The organism is Desulfoplanes sp. PS50 (genome assembly GCF_053851535.1).
Genome location: NZ_JBSPZA010000014.1, coordinates 43767 through 61961, shown reverse-complemented (window position 1 = coordinate 61961; position 18195 = coordinate 43767). Strand labels below are relative to the sequence as shown.

Annotated in this window: 16 protein-coding genes; 9 read left to right on the top strand and 7 right to left on the bottom strand. The window is 54.2% G+C overall.

The features are described from left to right. Positions 1–216 precede the first annotated feature (216 nt). Positions 217–2397 (bottom strand): glutamine synthetase III family protein, encoded by a 2181-nt coding sequence (locus ACTVJH_RS08050; protein ID WP_455989260.1) that lies wholly within the window; start codon positions 2395–2397, stop codon positions 217–219. Positions 2398–2678: 281 nt separating this feature from the next. Between ACTVJH_RS08050 and ACTVJH_RS08045 the strand changes: the two genes are divergently transcribed. The 5 genes from ACTVJH_RS08045 (at position 2679) to tilS (ending at position 7323) form a co-directional block, all read left to right on the top strand. After that, positions 2679–3368 carry a precorrin-2 dehydrogenase/sirohydrochlorin ferrochelatase family protein gene (locus ACTVJH_RS08045; RefSeq protein WP_455989258.1) on the top strand — a complete coding sequence of 230 codons (690 nt, stop codon included), beginning with the start codon at positions 2679–2681 and terminating at the stop codon, positions 3366–3368. Continuing rightward, positions 3346–4173 (top strand): cytochrome c biogenesis protein CcsA, encoded by an 828-nt coding sequence (gene ccsA / locus ACTVJH_RS08040; protein WP_455989256.1) that lies wholly within the window; start codon positions 3346–3348, stop codon positions 4171–4173. The genes ACTVJH_RS08045 and ccsA overlap by 23 nt, the downstream gene beginning before the upstream one ends. A 365-nt stretch (positions 4174–4538) precedes the next feature. Next, the gene (gene hemA, locus ACTVJH_RS08035; RefSeq protein WP_455989254.1) at positions 4539–5900 is read left to right on the top strand and encodes a glutamyl-tRNA reductase; all 1362 of its coding nucleotides are present in this window, start codon (positions 4539–4541) and stop codon (positions 5898–5900) included. A 30-nt stretch (positions 5901–5930) separates the two neighbouring features. Continuing rightward, complete coding sequence (locus tag ACTVJH_RS08030; RefSeq protein WP_455989252.1) at positions 5931–6266, top strand: hypothetical protein; 336 nt, start codon at positions 5931–5933, stop codon at positions 6264–6266. Between the two features lies 1 nt (position 6267). Next, positions 6268–7323: a tRNA lysidine(34) synthetase TilS gene (gene tilS / locus ACTVJH_RS08025; protein WP_455989250.1), complete on the top strand. Its 1056-nt coding sequence runs from the start codon at positions 6268–6270 to the stop codon at positions 7321–7323. A gap of 114 nt (positions 7324–7437) precedes the next feature. Here the strand turns inward: tilS and nadD are convergent, their stop codons facing one another. Continuing rightward, a complete protein-coding gene (gene nadD / locus ACTVJH_RS08020; RefSeq protein ID WP_455989248.1) occupies positions 7438–8133 on the bottom strand; it encodes a nicotinate (nicotinamide) nucleotide adenylyltransferase in 696 nt (231 codons plus the stop codon). Positions 8134–8333: 200 nt separating this feature from the next. Here nadD and ACTVJH_RS08015 point away from each other — a divergent pair, with 200 nt between their 5' ends. The 3 genes from ACTVJH_RS08015 to ACTVJH_RS08005 are packed head-to-tail and all read left to right on the top strand — an operon-like array spanning position 8334 to position 12495. Beyond that, complete coding sequence (locus tag ACTVJH_RS08015) at positions 8334–8744, top strand: YkvA family protein (protein ID WP_455989246.1); 411 nt, start codon at positions 8334–8336, stop codon at positions 8742–8744. Next, positions 8741–11269, top strand: coding sequence for an ATP-dependent helicase HrpB (gene hrpB, locus ACTVJH_RS08010; RefSeq protein ID WP_455989244.1), 2529 nt, complete (start codon positions 8741–8743; stop codon positions 11267–11269). The genes ACTVJH_RS08015 and hrpB overlap by 4 nt, the downstream gene beginning before the upstream one ends. A gap of 41 nt (positions 11270–11310) precedes the next feature. After that, entirely contained in the window at positions 11311–12495 is a 1185-nt protein-coding gene (locus ACTVJH_RS08005) for a serine hydrolase domain-containing protein (protein WP_455989242.1), read from the top strand. A 263-nt stretch (positions 12496–12758) separates the two neighbouring features. Here the strand turns inward: ACTVJH_RS08005 and ACTVJH_RS08000 are convergent, their stop codons facing one another. Continuing rightward, a complete protein-coding gene (locus tag ACTVJH_RS08000; protein WP_455989240.1) occupies positions 12759–13145 on the bottom strand; it encodes a hypothetical protein in 387 nt (128 codons plus the stop codon). A 176-nt stretch (positions 13146–13321) separates the two neighbouring features. Here ACTVJH_RS08000 and ACTVJH_RS07995 point away from each other — a divergent pair, with 176 nt between their 5' ends. Further along, positions 13322–14509: an FprA family A-type flavoprotein gene (locus ACTVJH_RS07995; RefSeq protein ID WP_455989238.1), complete on the top strand. Its 1188-nt coding sequence runs from the start codon at positions 13322–13324 to the stop codon at positions 14507–14509. Between the two features lie 157 nt (positions 14510–14666). Here the strand turns inward: ACTVJH_RS07995 and ACTVJH_RS07990 are convergent, their stop codons facing one another. The 4 genes from ACTVJH_RS07990 to modA are packed head-to-tail and all read right to left on the bottom strand — an operon-like array spanning position 14667 to position 17757. Further along, positions 14667–15098: a cyclic nucleotide-binding domain-containing protein gene (locus ACTVJH_RS07990; protein WP_455989236.1), complete on the bottom strand. Its 432-nt coding sequence runs from the start codon at positions 15096–15098 to the stop codon at positions 14667–14669. A gap of 45 nt (positions 15099–15143) precedes the next feature. After that, on the bottom strand, positions 15144–16226 hold the full coding sequence (locus ACTVJH_RS07985) for an ATP-binding cassette domain-containing protein (protein ID WP_455989234.1): 1083 nt from the start codon (positions 16224–16226) through the stop codon (positions 15144–15146). Then, positions 16223–17005 (bottom strand): ABC transporter permease, encoded by a 783-nt coding sequence (locus tag ACTVJH_RS07980; RefSeq protein ID WP_455989232.1) that lies wholly within the window; start codon positions 17003–17005, stop codon positions 16223–16225. The genes ACTVJH_RS07985 and ACTVJH_RS07980 overlap by 4 nt, the downstream gene beginning before the upstream one ends. Beyond that, entirely contained in the window at positions 16993–17757 is a 765-nt protein-coding gene (gene modA, locus ACTVJH_RS07975; protein WP_455989230.1) for a molybdate ABC transporter substrate-binding protein, read from the bottom strand. Before modA ends, ACTVJH_RS07980 begins: the two co-directional genes overlap by 13 nt. Positions 17758–18195: the final 438 nt, after the last annotated feature.

The window sequence follows — 18195 nt, the reverse complement described above, 5'->3', positions numbered from 1 at the left end:
TGACAAAAGGATCCTTTTTGCAACCAGCTTCCCGAATAATATCAGCCAAAACACTCTCAGATCATGACATCTAGGGGTCCTCCCGCCCCTACCGTTCATCTCTATCACCCAAACCAAAAGACCCGCCATTGGCGGGTCTTTTTCTGCGCACTGTGTACTGTGTACTTTCTGCGCCCTTTTTTTACAACCTAAAACCTAAAACTTAAAACCTAACACCTACTTAATAAACAACATCTCATGATATGTCGGCAGCGGCCAGAGATCATCGGCAACGATATCTTCCAAAACATCGGCGCAGGTTCGCACTTTGAGCATGGCCGGAATAATCTTCGCACACATGTATTTGGCCTTTTCAAAGGGTTCTTCGATGTCAGTTTCCAAAAGGTTTTCAAGTTCGCCAACGGCCTTTTTCAGACTGCGCATCTTCTCGGTGACATCTCCGAGGATGGCCATTTCGTAATCCAGTCCAATCGACTTGAGGCTGGCACAGGTATCAGCCAGTTCGCGCATATAGCGAATGGCTGCCGGCAGGATCATGGTCTTGGCCATCTTAGCCGTCAAAACGCCTTCAGTGACCAGGATCTGGCCGTACTGCTCAAGATAGACTTCCTGACGGCTGGCCAGTTCCCGTTCGCTCAAAATCCCGTACTTGGTGAACATTTCAACGACTGGAGCGGAAGACATAACCGGCAGGGCATCCACTGCGGTCCTGAGATTGGGCAGACCGCGTTTCTCTGCCTCTTCCTGCCATTCCTCTGAATATCCATTACCGTTAAAGATGATACTTCCGTGGTCGGTGATAATCTCCTTGATAATCCCCAAAACAGCATCATTGAAGGCCTCGGGGGAAGTCAGATCCATGGACTCAAGTTGTGTTGCGATGTAATCCAAAGACTCGGTCATCAGCGCATTGATGGATACCAGGGGTCCGGCAATGGAAAGGTTGGAACCCACAGCCCGGAATTCAAAACGATTTCCGGTAAAGGCGAACGGGCTGGTCCTGTTTCTATCCCCGGCATCCATGGGAAGCGGCGGCAGGGTGTCCACACCGACCCGCAATTCGCTTTTGGTCTTGCATGATTTACAGGTGCCGGTCTTGATCTGTTCGAAGATATCGGACAGCTGCTCACCCAGATAGATGGACATAATGGCCGGAGGAGCCTCGTTGGCGCCAAGACGGTGGTCATTCCCGGCCGTGGCCACGACTGCACGCAAAAGATCGCCGTGCAGATGAACCCCGCGGATGGCGGCTGCACAAAAAAGCAAAAATTGCAGATTCTCATGCGGAGTCTCTCCGGGGTCGAACAGACTTCCCAGGGACTTGGTGCCGATCGAATAATTGAGATGCTTGCCTGAGCCGTTGATCCCGTAAAAAGGTTTTTCATGCAGCAGACAGGCCATACCGTGTTCCTTGGCCACGGCTCTCAAAATGGTCATGATGCTCTGATTGTGGTCGTTGGCCAGGTTGGCCTGCTCATAGATGGGGGCTATCTCGAACTGGCCTGGGGCCACCTCGTTGTGGCGGGTTTTTACGGGAACACCGAGCTTGTAGAGCTCGTGTTCCGCCTTCATCATAAACGAGAGAACCCTTTCGGGAATGGCCCCGAAATAATGATCGTCCATCTCCTGGCCCTTGGCCGGTTTTGCCCCGAATAAAGTTCTTCCGACCAGTTGAAGATCAGGACGCTCGAAATAAAAATTACGGTCAACCAGAAAATATTCCTGTTCCGGCCCGGCAAAACAATAAACCGGTTCATCATTGGTATGACCGAAAAGGGCGAGCACCCGCTTGACCTGTGCGTTCAACGCCTGGTTGGAACGAAGCAGCGGGGTCTTTTTGTCCAGGGCCTCGCCTGTCCATGAGACAAAAGCGGTTGGAATGCACAAAAATGTTCCATTGGGATTTTCCAGAATATAGGCCGGATTGGTCACGTCCCAAGCCGTATACCCTCTGGCTTCAAAGGTCGCCCTGAGTCCTCCTGAGGGAAAACTGGACGCATCCGGCTCTCCCTGGATGAGAAATTTCCCGCTGAACTCGGCCACAGCTCCCCCCTTGCTATCGGGAGCCAAAAACCCGTCATGCTTTTCCGCAGTCAGCCCGGTCAGAGGATAAAAGACATGTGTATAATGGGTCGCGCCCTTGGAAACAGCCCAGTCCTTCATGGCAGCGGCAACAGCATCGGCAATGGAAGGATCGAGTTGTCCACTGGTCTCGATGGTTTGCTTGATGGAGTTGAAAACTTTTTTGGGAAGACGCTCCTCCATGACCTTGAGACTGAACACGTTGGACCCAAAAATTTCGCCGGCACTCTTGTCCGCATAACTCAGAGGTTCGGTGGTGGGAACATAATTGGTCACGGCTTTGATGGCGTCTTGTCTGGACTGATTGCCACTCATGGGGATCTCTCCTTGAACAATGTGGGGTGAATGCGCTCGCGCTGTAGGCACAAAATTGTCGTCAAACGTCATCCAGGAACTAACAACTTACAGACCAAATTGGACAAAATCTTTTAAAACGGCATGTTAACATGAAAAAGAAGGACATTTAAACACATTCTTCAACAAAATTGCAAACAAAAAAAAGCTCAATGAGCATGCTTTAACAAATTTGTCAAGCCACTTTTGCCGACCAATAGAATCATTTTACACCCCCTTCTCTCTTTGGTAACACAGCCCACATGCGCTATTATCCTTTGTTACTCGATCTCCATAAAAAATCCTGTTTGGTCATCGGTGCCGGAAGGGTCGGGCTTCGCAAGATACGAACCCTACTCAAGGCCCGCCCCAGACAGATACTTGTCCTGGACAGAGCCTCCTTTCATCCTGAACTGACCCATCTTGCAGAGCAGCATCCGGAACTCGTCCTGGTCCATCGCCCCTTGTCACCTGACGATCTCGACGAGGTACAACTGGTTTTTGCCTGCACCAGCAACCGCGCCCTGAACGCCGAAATTGCGGCGACCTGCAAGAAGCACAATATTCTCTGCAACATAACCGACGACCCTGATGCCGGGGATGTTGTCCTCCCCTCGATCATCGAACGGGGTGATCTGATCGTGACCCTGTCGACATCCGGGAAATCACCTGCCCTGTGCAAGGCCCTCAGGCAGGAGCTTGATTGTCGGTTCGGAGAGGAATATGAGATCCTGCTCGAGCTTCTGGGCAGAATCAGGCAGGCCCTGCTTCCCTTGGGACAATGCTGCGACGACAACGCCGAATGTTTCAGATCCCTGGTCCGTTCATCCCTGCTCACGGCCATTCGCGACAAAAACACACACGAAATCCAAACAATCCTGTCCACACTGCTGCCTAAAGAACTCCACCCCTCCATCGGAGCCTTGACCCATGACCTCTTTCCGTCTCTTTGAACTGTGCATCGCGTTTTTGTATTTTAGCGGAGCACTCGTGTTTCTTTCAGGGCTGATTACCCACCGCGACCTGCTCAAACGGATAGCCATCTGGGCCACGGTGCTCGGTTTCGGGCTGCACTCCATCGATCTGCTGATCACCTGGCTCGATTCCCAGGGGCTGGGAGCGGGGCAGGGTCCGTTTTATTTCAGCCTGCTGTCCTGGAGTTTTCTGGTCATCTTTTTCGGATTCTGGTGGCGATTGCGGATGGAATTTCTGGCCCTGATCGCCTCCCCCCTGGCCCTGATCATTTTCACCTCGTCCCTGGCCATCTCCTCTTCCACCCAGCCCATCCCTCAGACCCTGGGCGGGCTGTGGTTCGGTCTGCATATTGGTGCGCTTTTTTTGAGCATCGCCCTGCTGGCCATGGCCTTCGGGTCCGGGGTGACCTATCTGTATCTGGAAAAAAAGATCAAGACCAAGGAACGACTCAAGGGGTTGTCCAGAGACCTCCCGTCATTGCATACCTGTGACCGGGTCAACCACGTCAGTGTCATGACCGGTTTCCCCCTCTATACCATTGGTATCCTGAGCGGATTCATCTGGGCGGCCTTTACCTGGAAACGCATGTTCAGCTGGGATCCCAAAGAGGTCGTCTCGCTGATCATCTGGCTGGTCTTTGCCTATCTCTTCCACCAGCGGCTGGCCATTTGCTGGAACGGACGCAAACCAGCCAAGACAGCCATCTGGCTGTTCGTATTGGTGATTGCCTCCATGCTGTTCATCAATTTTTTCGTGCCCACGCATCATCAGTTCCAGATGTGAAAAAGATATAAGAGGCAGAAGACAGGAGACAGTACGCAGTGCGCAGTGCGCAGTGGGCAGGAGGCGGTGGGCAGTGCGCAGTGCGCAGGAGGCAGGAGGCAGGAGGCAGTGCGCAGTGCGCAGTGCGCAGGAAAAACAAAAAAGTGACAACTCTTTTTCAGGACGGGACAAAAATACTTGTCGACAACGTCATCCCGGACTTGATCCGTGATCTCAATGGACTTGGCGCTATCTTGAGGTTCAGCCCATATCTTTGGCCTCCAGGATCTGCGCACTGTGCTTTGCGCACTGCGCACTGCGTACTGTGTACTGCGTACTATCCTTAATCCTTAACCTTCCCCTACTTTTTACAAAGATTGCCCATAATGAATCAAAGCATCTATCTCATAGGTCTCAACCACCGGACAGCCGATGTATCCATCCGGGAACAGCTGGCCCTGCCGGATTGCAATCCCTGTCTCCAGGGTCTGGTCAGGCCGGATGGTCCGATCAAGGAAGCCATGATCCTGTCCACATGCAATCGGGTCGAATTCCTGGTCATCGGTGATCCCCAGAAAAATCCCATCAGGGAAGTGATCGAATTCTGGGGGACCACGTGTTCCTTTGCCGCAGAAAACATCAAAAATCACGTTTATGTCTTTCAGGGACTCGAGGCCATTCACCATCTGTTCACCGTGGCCTCCAGCCTGGATTCCATGATCCTCGGTGAACCCCAGATTCTCGGGCAGCTCAAGCAGGCCTACCGCACGGCCGTGAAACACGGCAGCGCCAAGGTGATCGTCAGCCGTGCCCTGCACAAGGCCTTTTCCGTGGCCAAACGAGTCCGCACAGAGACCGCCATTGCCTCCAACGCGGTCTCCATCAGCTATGCGGCCGTGGAGCTGGCCAAACGCATCTTCGGGGATCTCTCGCCTCAACGGGCCATGCTCGTGGGCGCCGGAGAGATGGCCGAACTCGCAGCCACCCACCTTTTAAGGGCGGGCATCCAGGGAATCACCGTGGCCAACAGAACCCTGTGCCGGGGTGAGGAATTGGCGGAAAAATTCGACGGCAAGGCCATACCCTTCGAGAATCTGACCGATCATCTTCCCGACGCGGATATTGTCATCAGTTCCACGGGATCCCAGTATACCGTCATCAGTGCCCGGGATATCAAGAAGGTGCTCAAAAAACGCAGACACCGGCCCATGTTTTTCATCGACATTGCCGTGCCCAGGGATATCGATCCCGACGTGAACGGATTGGACAATGTCTATCTCTACGATATCGACGATCTCAAGGAGGTGGTCGAAGAAAACCTGGCCGAACGCAAGGAAGAGGCCGGCAAGGCCGAACTCATCGTCAGGGAGGAGGTGGACAGCTTTGCCGTCTGGCTCAAATCCCTGGCCCTCAAACCGACCATCGTGGATCTTTTGGACCGGGGCGAAACCATTGCCCAGCGGGAGATCAAGAAAACCCTGAAGGCCCTCGGCCCCGAGGTTGCGCCGGAGGTTCACGAAGCCTTGCAAGTCCTTGCCCACTCCCTGATCGGCAAATTGTACTGCGAACCCATTGCCTATCTCAAACGCCGGAGCAAGGAAGAGGACACGATAACCAGATGCATCCACGACACCCGGCGAATGTTCAATCTCGATAATGAGACCATTCCGGACGATGCCCACAGCCAAAAAAAATCCGGACCATGTTCCGACGACTCGCTCACCAATCAATTGTACGAAAACAAATAAATTTCACCCGTCACTCAAAAAGGATGACCGATGCGCTCTTACCAGATCGATGAATTCACCCCTGAACAGATGGAAACCATCAACGCCCGGCTCACGGGAAAGGGATATGCCAGCTCCATCCCCCAGCTGTTCCAGATCCCCCTTCCTGACGAACTCATGGGTCCCGAGCAGGCGGCACATGCCGATTCCTGCGGCCCCTTCTACATGGCCGTGGAAACCGGCAAGGACTGGCTGCGGCTGGAATTTCTGGTCCGGGCCCGCCAGATCCTGCGCTGTTCCTGCGTGGCCTATGCCACCAAAAAGCAACGGGATTTCATGATGGACTATATCGATGCCACCCTGCGGGAATGGGACATCCCGGTCTGAGATGATCAGCCCGCGACTTCAGGACCTTGCGCCCGCATGGGCCCGCTTCTGTCTGGGCATCGAAGGATTTGTCGCCAATGAGCTGGAAACCCGGCTCGAGGGCAAAACCCTGGTCCTGGCCTATTCCACGGGCATCGACTCCACAGCGCTTGTATACATCTTCCACATCCTGGCCCCCCGGCTGGGTCTTCGCCTGGTGGGGGCCCATCTCGATCACCAGCTCAGATCCGAGGCCGCACGGGAACAGGAGATCGCCAGAACGACCTGTAGCCGTCTCGAAATCCCCTTTGAGGGCAGTACCCGGAATATCCGGTCCATAGCACAGGAAACCGGCCAGGGACTCGAAGAAACCGCACGGATCGAACGCTACCGGTTTCTTGAAAACGTCAGAACCAGCCATGAGGCCGATTTCATCCTCACCGCCCACCAGGCCGACGACCTGGCCGAAGATGTGCTCATGCGCCTTGTCAGGGGCACGGGATGGCCCGGACTGGGAGGGATGCAGGGAAAGGATGGGAATCGTCATCTGCTCCGTCCGCTTCTGGGAACGCCCAAGAAAACCCTGCAAATCTTTCTCGAATACCTCGGCGTCGGCTGGGAGGAGGACGCGAGCAATACGGACACCTCCTTCCTGCGCAACCGGGTGCGTCTGAACATCCTTCCCCTTTGTATTCAGGAAAATCCGGGCTTTCTCCAAACAGTGCAGCAGTTGTGGCAATGCGCACAGGCCGACCGGACATTCTGGGACCATCGTATCGCACACCATCTAAAGGATCAGAAAAAATTCATCCCCTCCCACCTGTCCAGCCTTGAACGGGCCGAACGCTACCGGCTGATCAAACACACCCTGGAGACCATGGGTCCGGGCCAGCCCCTGGCAAAATCGATCTTCAAGCTGGATCACCTCTGGCAGACCAGGGCCACGGGCAAGACCGTCCAGTTTCCCGGAGACAAGACAGGAACCATAACCCGAAAGGGGATCGTATTCGCCATAAAAAAAGACGAACCAGAAGGCTCGCCCGGGACGGATTGCGTCAGAACGCTAAAAATGTACTAACGCGGCCAGGCCGCAGTTTTAGGTTTTAGGTTTTAAGTTTTAAGTTCAAGCGGTTATAAAATTTTCTTGTTTTTTATGGCAGACTTTCACGAGTAAGGTACTCAATGTGAAAAATTAGAAGCGGTCAGCATGAACCTCTTGGTCCACCGACATATGTTCTTTCCAGATCATGCTGATCCGTGTTCGATGCTCGCAAAGATAGGCTTCAACCGGTTCCGGGACCAGATAGGTGATGCTCTGTCCTTTGGCCCATTTGTCGCGGATGAGTGAGGAGCTGATATCCAGCCGGTTCATTTCAAGAAAAAAAATATCCTTGTTGGTTCCCGGAAGCGTCCATCTCCCCTGGTTCATTCGACTTCCAGGCCAGAATTCCCGGATCAGTTCGTCGGCTGCAGTGCGGTCCAGCCCACCCCGTCCAACCAGAACCAGATGGGTCAATGCAGGAAGATCCTTTCCCCTGTACCAGGAACCGATGTGGATCAGATCCTCACTGCCCATGATGAAAAAGAGTTCGGTCTTCGTGCCGGCTGATCCATACGCCTTCAGTGTATCATAGGTATAGGAAGGTCCCCTGCGGTCCGCCTCCAACTCGTTGACCCGCATCCCATCGATCGTTCGCACACATTCGCGCACCAGATGTGCCCTGAGGGAAAAGGGCAGCAGTCCCTGGGTCGTCTTGTGCGGAGGCACGGATGCCGGAACAAAATCCAGCCAGGTCAGTTCAAGCTGCTCCAGAACCTCGAAGGCCACGCGCAGATGGCCGATATGCGGGGGGTTGAAAGAACCTCCCAGAATGCCGATACGTTGCATTGTCTATCCACACACGGGTTACAGAAAATTTTCCCAGGATCACGGTATGGTCCGCCGTGACTGGAAACACAGTCTCCCATAAGCCCTGATCTCACAAACTGCAACTCATGAAGGTATGCTTTGATTTTTCCAACCGTGTATGACACTCAAACGGCTGCATGGACCAAAACAACCTGTAACCCCGTTGTGAGCACTTTTTCATGGACATCAAGAGCATTCTGAACAAGATCGACAAAGAGTTCATTCTTTCCAAGGCCGAAACCATCGGAAACAGCGATTTCGGCAGGGTCATCAGGGAATCGGAAACCATCCAGAAACTTGCGGCCAAGGACGGCCCTCTGCAGAAATTTGTAAGCGACGTCACCCTGCTTCTGGCCATGGTCAAGGACTATTACACCGGCGCGTATCGGGACATCCCGTTCAAAAGCGTTGCCGCCATCGCCTTCACCCTGCTCTACGTCCTCAATCCCCTGGATCTGATTCCTGATTTTCTTCCAGGCATCGGCCAGCTCGACGATGCGGCCGTTCTTGCCCTGTGTCTGAAAATGATCCGGGACGATCTGGAGAAATACCAGACATTCTCTACAAATACACCTGAACGCAGACCATGAGTCATCCACCGGGTTTCGCGACCTCTCTTCCCATAGGCGAGGTGCTTGACGATCTCGCCCGTGTACTTGACCGGCACACCCGCATCCTGCTTCAGGCCCCGCCCGGTGCGGGCAAGACCACCATCGTGCCTCTGCACCTGAAAAACGCGCCCTGGCTCAAGGGACGCAAGATCCTGGTCCTCGAGCCCCGGCGTCTGGCCGCCCGGGCCACTTGTTACCGCATGGCGGATCTTCTGGGGCAACATGCCGGCCAGGATATTGGCTACATCACCCGGCTCGATACGAAAACCTCCCCCCAATCGCGCATTGAAATCCTCACCGAAGGCATCCTGACCAGACGGATCAGCAAAGATCCCGAACTCGCCGATGTGGGGATGGTCATTTTTGATGAATTCCACGAGCGCTCCATCCACGCCGATCTTGGGCTGACCCTCTGCCTGGATATCCAGAAGAATCTGCGCGAGGATCTGCGCATCCTGATCATGTCCGCAACCCTGGATTCCCAGGGCATTCTGGATACCTTAGGGAAACACACACCGATCATCACGGCTTCGGGCCACTGCCATCCCGTGACTACCCGGTATGTCCCGCCCGCGCGGGAAGAACGGATCGAGGAGCATACCGCCCGGATCATCCACAGAGTGCTTGTGGAAGAGTCCGGGAGCCTTCTCGTGTTTCTTCCCGGGGTACCGGAAATCCGCAGGATTCTCACCCTGCTTGCGGCCAAATCCCTGCCTTTAGGCGTGAACATCTTTCCCTTGTTTGGCACCCAGAGCCGGGACGACCAGGACAAGGCCCTCAACCCTGCACTGCCGGGAACGCGCAAGGTGGTTCTGGCCACCTCCATTGCCGAGACCTCACTGACCATCGAGGGTATCCGCGTGGTCATCGATGCGGGACTCTCGCGTACTGCCCGGTATTCCCCGCGAACAGGCATGGACCGTCTGGAAACCATCCCCGTATCCAGAAGTTCGGCTGATCAGCGCAGGGGCCGGGCCGGACGCCTTGAACCCGGAATCTGCTATCGTCTCTGGAACTCCACCCGCCAGGCAACCCTTCCCGCGCATCATCCGCCCGAGATATCGACCAGGGATCTCTGCGATCTCATCCTGACCCTTGCCGACTGGGGAACAACCGACCTGACTGAGCTTGACTGGGTCACTCCACCTCCCCGGGCCCACCAGGAAACAGCCCGCTTTCTGCTCACAACCATCAACGCCCTGGACCCACAGGGACGAATTACCCAGCATGGCCGGGATATCCAGAAAGTGGGTACCCATCCAAGGCTGGCCCATCTCATCCTGGAGGCAGACAAACTGGATCTGGGATGGACGGGTTGCGTTGTGGCCGCCCTGTTCATGGAACGCGATATCTTCGAACACACTCCAGGCAGGGGACGAAAGCGCGATATCCGCCTCAGACTCGATGTGATGGAGGGTATGATCACGAAAAAACCTTTGGAACGCGGGGTGAACAAGGCCGTGTGCCGGCGGATTCTCGCCCAGGCCCGGATCTGGAAAAAGCGATTACACGTCAAAGATGGACAGCTTGTTCCTGAAGCATGCGGCCCTCTGCTTGCCCTGGCTTTTCCGGACCGCATTGGAAAAAGACGTTTAAACACCAACGAGGAAACAGGCTATCTGCTGACAAACGGCAAGGCAGGAAGATTTTCCGGACCCGATCCGCTGACCTGTTTTTCCTGGCTGGTCATTCCTGAACTCGACGACAAGGAAAACGAGGCCATGATCCGGCTGGCCGCTCCGGTGGACCGGGCCTGGCTGGAAGACCATTTGGGAAATATGTGGCAGATACAGGAAGAATATGCATGGGACCCGGCGCGCAAGGAGGCCACGGCCAAGGAAATCGTGTATTTTGGCAAGATACGGGTCAGATCATCCCCGCTTTGTGACCCTGACATCCAACGGCTGCAGGAGGTCACGATCCAGGCCATCAGGGACCAGGGACTCTCCCTGCTTCCATGGAATGCACCGGCCCGCTCCTGGCTCTCCAGGGTGCGTTTTCTCATACACCACGGCCTGGATCTCCCGGCCCACGATGACCAAACCCTGCTTGACGAACTGGAAACCTGGCTTGCCCCCTTCTTTTCCCGGCCCGTATCCCGGCTGGAAAAAATCGACCTGCTCAGTGGTCTGAAGTCACGGCTTTCGTGGAACAACCAGCAACTGGTCCATACCGAGGCCCCCACGCACATGACCGTTCCCAGCGGCTCGCGCCTGCCAGTGAGGTATGAAGATGACCAGCCCATCCTGGCCGTGCGGATTCAGGAAATCTTCGGATGGCAAAAAACACCCAGGATTGCCGGGAACAGGGTTCCCGTGTGCATTCACCTTCTCTCCCCGGCCCATCGGCCCGTGCAGATCACCACGGATCTCGCGGGATTCTGGGAGACCGGCTACCCGGAGGTGAAAAAGGAGCTCAAGGGGCGCTACCCCAAACACTATTGGCCGGACGATCCCCTGACGGCCCAGGCCACAAAAAAGACAAAAAAACGTATGGGTATGTGACCACGCTTATGTTTGATTCACCCCGACATCAGAGGATTCTCATGAAAAAAAACTTTCTGGAAGGCTGGCTGATTCTTGTTTGCTGCTGCATTCTCTGTGGATGTGAGGCAAGCATAAGCGGTACAACTGACGCCCAACGGTTTGAAAGCAGACTCGAACAGGGTCTTGCCTCGACTGTCACTTCGACCAACGGCCCCGGAGGCGTACTTGTGGTCCGTTTTGCCGATGGGTCCCTCCTCAAGACCGCCTATGGTAACGCAACTCTCGCCGGAACAAAAAAAGTGTCGCTGGGCGCGGATTGGGAAACCGATTCTGTTCTGTCTGTCCCCATGAACCCCACGGACCGTTTCCGCATTGGCAGCGTGACCAAGACCTTTGTGGGCACGGCCATCCTCATCCTGGTCGGGGAAGGTTCACTTTCTCTTGACGATACCCTGGAAACCGTGCTGCCGGGCGTCTATTCCAAGGGCAATCAGGTGACCGTTCGCCAGCTCCTCAATCACAGCAGCGCCATCCCCGACTACACGGCAACAGACAAGTTTGCCGATGTCTATATCGACGATCTCGAACATGTCTGGACCCAGGCCGAACTCATCGATCTGGTGGATGACGCAGAACTTCTGGATGTGCCGGGGCGCAAGGGGTATTACAGCAATACCAATTATCTTTTCCTGGGGATGATCATCGAACGGTTCAGCAGCGGCAGGACGCTGGAGGAATTTCTGGCCGAACGGATTTTCGAACCCCTGGGACTGGCGAACACCTCGTTTCCAACCGCAAACACCATCCCGGGAGCCCATGCGGACGGGTACTTTGATTACAATGAAAACGGCCGGTTCGAACCCGATGAAAAGGCGACCAATCAGAGCCCCACAGCCATCTGGGCCGCAGGGATGATCGTGTCCACTCCGGAGGATCTCCTTGTCTGGCTCGATGAACTCATGACCGGAACCCTTCTGACCCCGCACCTTCAGGCCGAACGGATGAAGATGAACATCCCCATGGTCGGAGCACCCGACGGGGTCTATCTGGGACTGGGGATCGCCGATCTCATGGGACCCATTGGCCATACCGGCGCGGTCGCCGGCTACACGACCAATATCTTCCGATACAAGGGAGTGGATTTCGTGACCTATTCCAATGGCTACCACACCACGGGAACCACGAACATCGCCAACGAGATCTTTGACATGGCCAAGGCCATTGTTTGTGGAGAAGACGATTGAAACCAGACCCGATGTGAATTCCAATTGTTATGACAACAAAAGCATCAGCCGGTGGTGAGCGCGGACGTCCCGCCCGCGCTCACCACCACATACGACCTGCTCATCTCGCAAGATCGCCAAGTTCCGGTTTGGGCGAACACAAGGTTCGCCCCTACAGACATTCACCTTCCATTCGCCTTTCCCGTCTCCTTTTCTCCCGTCTCCCTGCGCACTGCGTACTGCGTACTTCCAAACTCAACACCTAAAACCTAAAACTGCCCTTCCTACACCATCTCCTTCATCTGCCCGAAAAAATCATCGCGGTCGAACAAAGGAGAGTATGTCTTCTCGAGATCATCCAGTTTCTCGAGGAAAACCGGCCATTCCCAGATTTCCTCCATCTTCTTGTTGTCCACAAAGATCTTGAAGAAGGTCCCCTTGGGACAGGTGCTGAAGATGATCTCAAAGGTCTGTCCGTTTACGTAGATCTTCCAGGGGGCCGACCACAGGGTCCGGTCGCCTTCGGTTTTCTTGTATTTCTCGAAAAACTTCGTTGCGGTCTCCTGGATTTCCTGATTGGTCATTTTTTTACCTCCGCGTCGCAGATTGACTGACAATGTGCCGATGCCATGTCCCTGGCATCCGGTCATGGATGCATCTACCCGATCCATGGCATATCCATTGTCGAATCGGCAAGTGGTTGTATCCGTTCAAGCCCGTACCTCGTCTTTCCAGTGGCCATTATTCTGATCATCGCTTGCAATGCAGCGTGAATTCGGTCAAGGGTAAACGGAAAAATCAACGATCCGTCATTTTCGACATCCACGTTCTAACCCCGGAGCAACCAATGAGAAAAATTACAGATGCAGTCGATTGGACAGGCGTGGTCCATTGGGACAGACGTCTTTTCGATTCGCTGGTCCCTCTGCCTGATGGGACGACATACAATGCGTATCTGGTGCGTGGTTCGGAAAAAACAGCCCTTTTGGATGCCGTGGATCCGGATTTTTCCGAGACCCTTCTGGCTACCTTGAATGAAATTCCTCGACTCGATTATATTGTTTCGCACCATGCCGAACAGGATCATTCAGGGACCATTCCCCTGGTCCTTTCCCGTTTTCCCGAAGCCAAGGTCGTGGTCACGGCCAAGGCAAAAAACATGCTCATGGATTTGTTACCCATTCCGGAGGAGGCGTTTCTTGTTGTGGCCGACGGCGACACGCTCTCTTTGGGCGACAGGACACTTAAATTCATACATACACCATGGGTCCATTGGCCTGAAACCATGGTCAGCTACCTGGTCGAGGAAAAGATCCTCTTCAGCTGTGATTTTTTCGGTTCGCATATCGCCACCAGCGAGCTGTTTGTAACCGATCAATGCCGGGTTCATGAAGCGGCCAAACGCTATTTTGCCGAGATCATGATGCCCTTTCGCACGATCATCACCAAAAATCTCGAAAAACTCGCCCAGTACGATATCCGCATGATAGCACCCAGTCATGGCCAGATCTACGAGCAGCCCAGGTGGATCATGGACGCGTACCGGGAATGGACATCTGCCCCGCCTCGCAATCTCGTGTCTCTACCCTATGTGTCCATGCATGGGAGCACCCGGCACATGGTCGACCATCTGGTCGCAGCCCTGACCCGACAGGGCGTGGAAGTCGAATTGTTCAATCTCGCTGTCACCGATATCGGCAAACTGGCCATGTCCCTGGTGGATGCGGGGACCATTGTCGTGGGCGTGCCCACTGTTCTGGCAGGTCCGCATCCCCTGGCCGCCTATGCCGCATTTTTAGCCAATGCCCTGCGTCCCAAGACGCAGTTTCTGTCCATCATCGGCTCCTATGGCTGGGGCGGCAAGACCGTGGAAACCCTGGCCGGAATGATCCCCAACCTCAAGGTGGAAATTCTCGACCCCATTCTCTGCAAGGGCATGCCAAAGGAAGATACCCTGGCCGCCCTGGTTAACCTGGCAGAGCAGATCTCTACAAAACATCGTGAAAACGGATTTCGCAATTACGACATGCGGTAATGTTTCAAGCCTGTCCATCGTGGTACGGGTTTGCCGAAAAAAACGTACCAGGTTTACCGGTTACGATTGATCGGTATTCATCGGATACACCACATAAAAAATCCCGGCTCGAAACAGATTTCGGACCGGGATTTTTGTATGTATTCACGACAACCATCTACAGTAGGACGTACTTTTTGTTCAGTTCCTTCAGCCGCGCGGCGGTTATGCTGAAGATATATTTCATGAACGGATAGAGGATGGTCTTGGGCAGTCGCATGAGATCATGCTCGTTATACTCGAAGAGATAACACTCCTCCAGGGCGATGACATTGGCGCAGCGGAATTCGTGAAGCAATGCCCCCATTTCACCGAACACGTCACCCGCCTTGAGCATGGCAAGTGTCTTTTTATTCTTGAATACCCGGAGCTTGCCGCGAACCAAAAGATAGAATTCCTCTTCATACGCCCCTTCCGAGATCACCATGTGCCCAACAGGAATGCGCAACCATTTGCCTTCCTGGACAATCTTCAGGAGTTCCTCATCACTGAAAAGAGAAAAAAACGGAAGGTCGTGCAAAAGGGGCAAGTAGCTTTCGTCAAAAATCATGCCACACTCCTGTTTTTCAAAGAAAGATTACTCAATCATACACATCTATCCAGACGAAGATCCTGAGTAACACAGCCGAACCGCATTGGTATCCAACTGAACGAAAAACGCCTCTCCCAGTCGTGGGGCAAGACGGGTCAGGCCGTTAGCGGTCATCATGACAGGAATACGCATCTTTCCCTTGGAAAACACCAGATAGTGCATATTGCATTCGTTTTCCATACTCTCCAGGGTACAACACATGGTGGAATCGGCATGTTCCGACTTGGGTTCATGACGGTAGATGCGAACAGCTTCAGGACGAAGGGCGAGAATGACCTCTTTTCCAATCTCTGCTTTATCCGAAGTATAAATGTCAATATCATCTACGCGAACACGGCTTCCATCGTCATTTGTATCCATAACAATACCTGCAAACTGCGTCGCCCCGACAAAATCGGCGATCTGAGGGGTGGCAGGTCGGTGAAAAACCTCTTCAAGGGTCCCGAATTGCTGCAAACACCCGTCACTGAAAAAAGCGACCTTGTCGGCCAAAGACCAGGCGTCGTCCAGATCATGAGTGATATGGATCACGGATGTCCCCGTTCTAGCGATGATTTCCTTGAGCATGGACCGAATTTCCCTGCGAGTGCGTGGATCAAGGGCAGAAAAAGGTTCATCCATGAGCAGGAGTTTGGGCTCCACCACAAGGGAACGGGCCAGTGCAACGCGCTGCTGTTCCCCGCCCGACAATGTCTCCGGATGTCGCTCGAGAATATGCGAGATATGTAAACTTTTGGCCATGTGCTCGACCTTTTCCCGGACAAGAACACCATCCTTGATGTATTTTTTGAGTCCATACGCGATGTTGGCAAAGACAGTCAGGTTGGGGAGCAATGCATAATCTTGATACACAATGCCGATACGTCGTTTTTCCGGACGCTCGTTGGTGATATCCCGTCCTTCCAGAAAAATACCTCCTGTTTCAGGACGATAAAAACCAATGATACATTCGAGCAGGATGGTCTTACCGGCTCCGGTAGGGCCAATCACCGCCACATATTCATCTTTTTCAAGTTCCATGGAAACGCGGTTGAGATGAAAGATCCCCAGACGGATGGAGATATCCTGGACATGAAGAAAACTCATAATCCGGCCTCTGCTCGTTCAAAAAAATAGATGGCCACAAACGAGACCACCGTGAGAATGATCCCGCAGGTCAGGGCCATGCCCATATTTCCGTAGGAGATATTCAGATACAGGGTGATGGGCAGGGTGTCGGTCTTGCCGGCGCTGCCTCCGGCCAGAATGAGCACTGTACCGAAGGTTCCTATACACCGGGCAAAGGAGATGACCGTGGCGGCCATGATCCCGCTTTTGGCCAAAGGCAGGGTCACGTTCACAAAGGTTTCGAACAGCGTGTACCCGAGGCTTCGGGAGACAAACTCCAGCCGCGGATTGATGTAGTCATAGGTGGATTTCATGATCCGGGTGGCATAGGGCAGGGCCGTGAAAAACTGGGCCACCACGATCCCGGTCTTGGTGAACACCGGATTGAACCCGATGGACTGCAGCCACTTGCCCAGAAAGCTCTGTCCGAAACAGAGCAGCAGACACAGACCGAGGACGAGCTCGGGAAAGGCCACGGGCAGATCCACAATGGTCTTGACGAATCCCTTGCCGATGAAATCGAACCTGGACAGGGTGTATCCCACGGGCAGTGCAAAAAGCATGACCAGCACGGTGGAGACTCCGCCGGTCCACAATGAAAGTTTCAGAGAAAAAAGCAGTTCCGGACTGGTGAGATTCTCCCAGACCACGGCCCAGGACGGCACCAGAAAAAACGAACCGATGGCCAGGACCAGGATGCCGGTGATTACAAAAGAGATAACTATCAGAACAGCCCTGAACAGACTTACCCGGCGCACGGCTCAAACCCCCACTTCTTCCAGACAGCCAAACCTTCGGGGGAGCCCATGAGTTCATTGAAGGCCCGGGCGAGGGGTTTGTCCCTGCCCTGGACGGTCAATGCCGTGGGGATGGTCATGATGATATTTTTTTCGGGCCGGATACGTACGATCTCCACCTTGCCCTGCCCTTCGGCCCAGGTCACCAGATCGCCCCAGATGATGGCCGCGTCCACCTGTTCCAGGGCCACATAGACGAGGAGCTGGTTCACCGTGGGTGCGAACACGGTCACGTTGGAATCAACCCGGGCCGTGAGCTTGTTCTTGGCCAAAAGTTTCTTGGAAACCCGCCCGATGGCCGGTCCCTTGGGATCTCCCAGGGCGACCTTCACCCCGGCACGGGTCAGATCCTCGAGACCGGTAATCCCGGCAGGATTGCCCTGGGGCACGGCGATCATGGGTTCATGCAGGACCAGATTGTGGATGGACTCCTTGACGATCCAGCCGTTTTTAAGGGCATCCTCGGTATACTTTGCCGCCCCTGGGATGAACACGTCGCTGGGCTGGCCCATGGAGAGCAGACCAAAAAGCTCGCCCGAGCTGCCGTAATGAACTTCCACCTCGCAGTCATGGGCATCCTCGAACTGCGCACGCATCTCCTCCATGGGTTTGATCAGGCCTGCTCCGGCATAGACCTTGAGGTCCGCAGCCGTGGCGGTTCCACAAAACAATACCAGGGAAATAACCAAAAAAATCCAAAGAATCCGTTTCATTGTCTTCTCCTTGCGAAAATGAAGGCCAACTTTTTTAAAAAATCAGCTGACACATCCCGCACGAAAAAGCAACGCAATTATGGTTGAAAATCAATAAGTACAAGGCAAATTTGTTTTTGTCCAAGTACCTGGAATAGAGTGGCCGGCTTGCCCCATTCCGGGCGGTTTGACTGTCTGACCGAGCCAGGCATCGTTCATCAAGCCGTTGCCGGACTTTTTGCCGAAAAACCATGTTCTTATGGAGCAACGGCTTGATGGTACGAGGCCCGCGAGGGAGTTTCAAAGCGCCCGGAATGAGGCAAGCCGGCCATGAGAACAAATCAGCCCTGTCAATAAGTACCCCAGCCGGGACACTGGGTGCACCACTCGGGAAATCCAAACCAGTCAGGCCCGGGCAACATGCCCGGGCCTGACTGGCAATGACAAAAGCGCAGGATA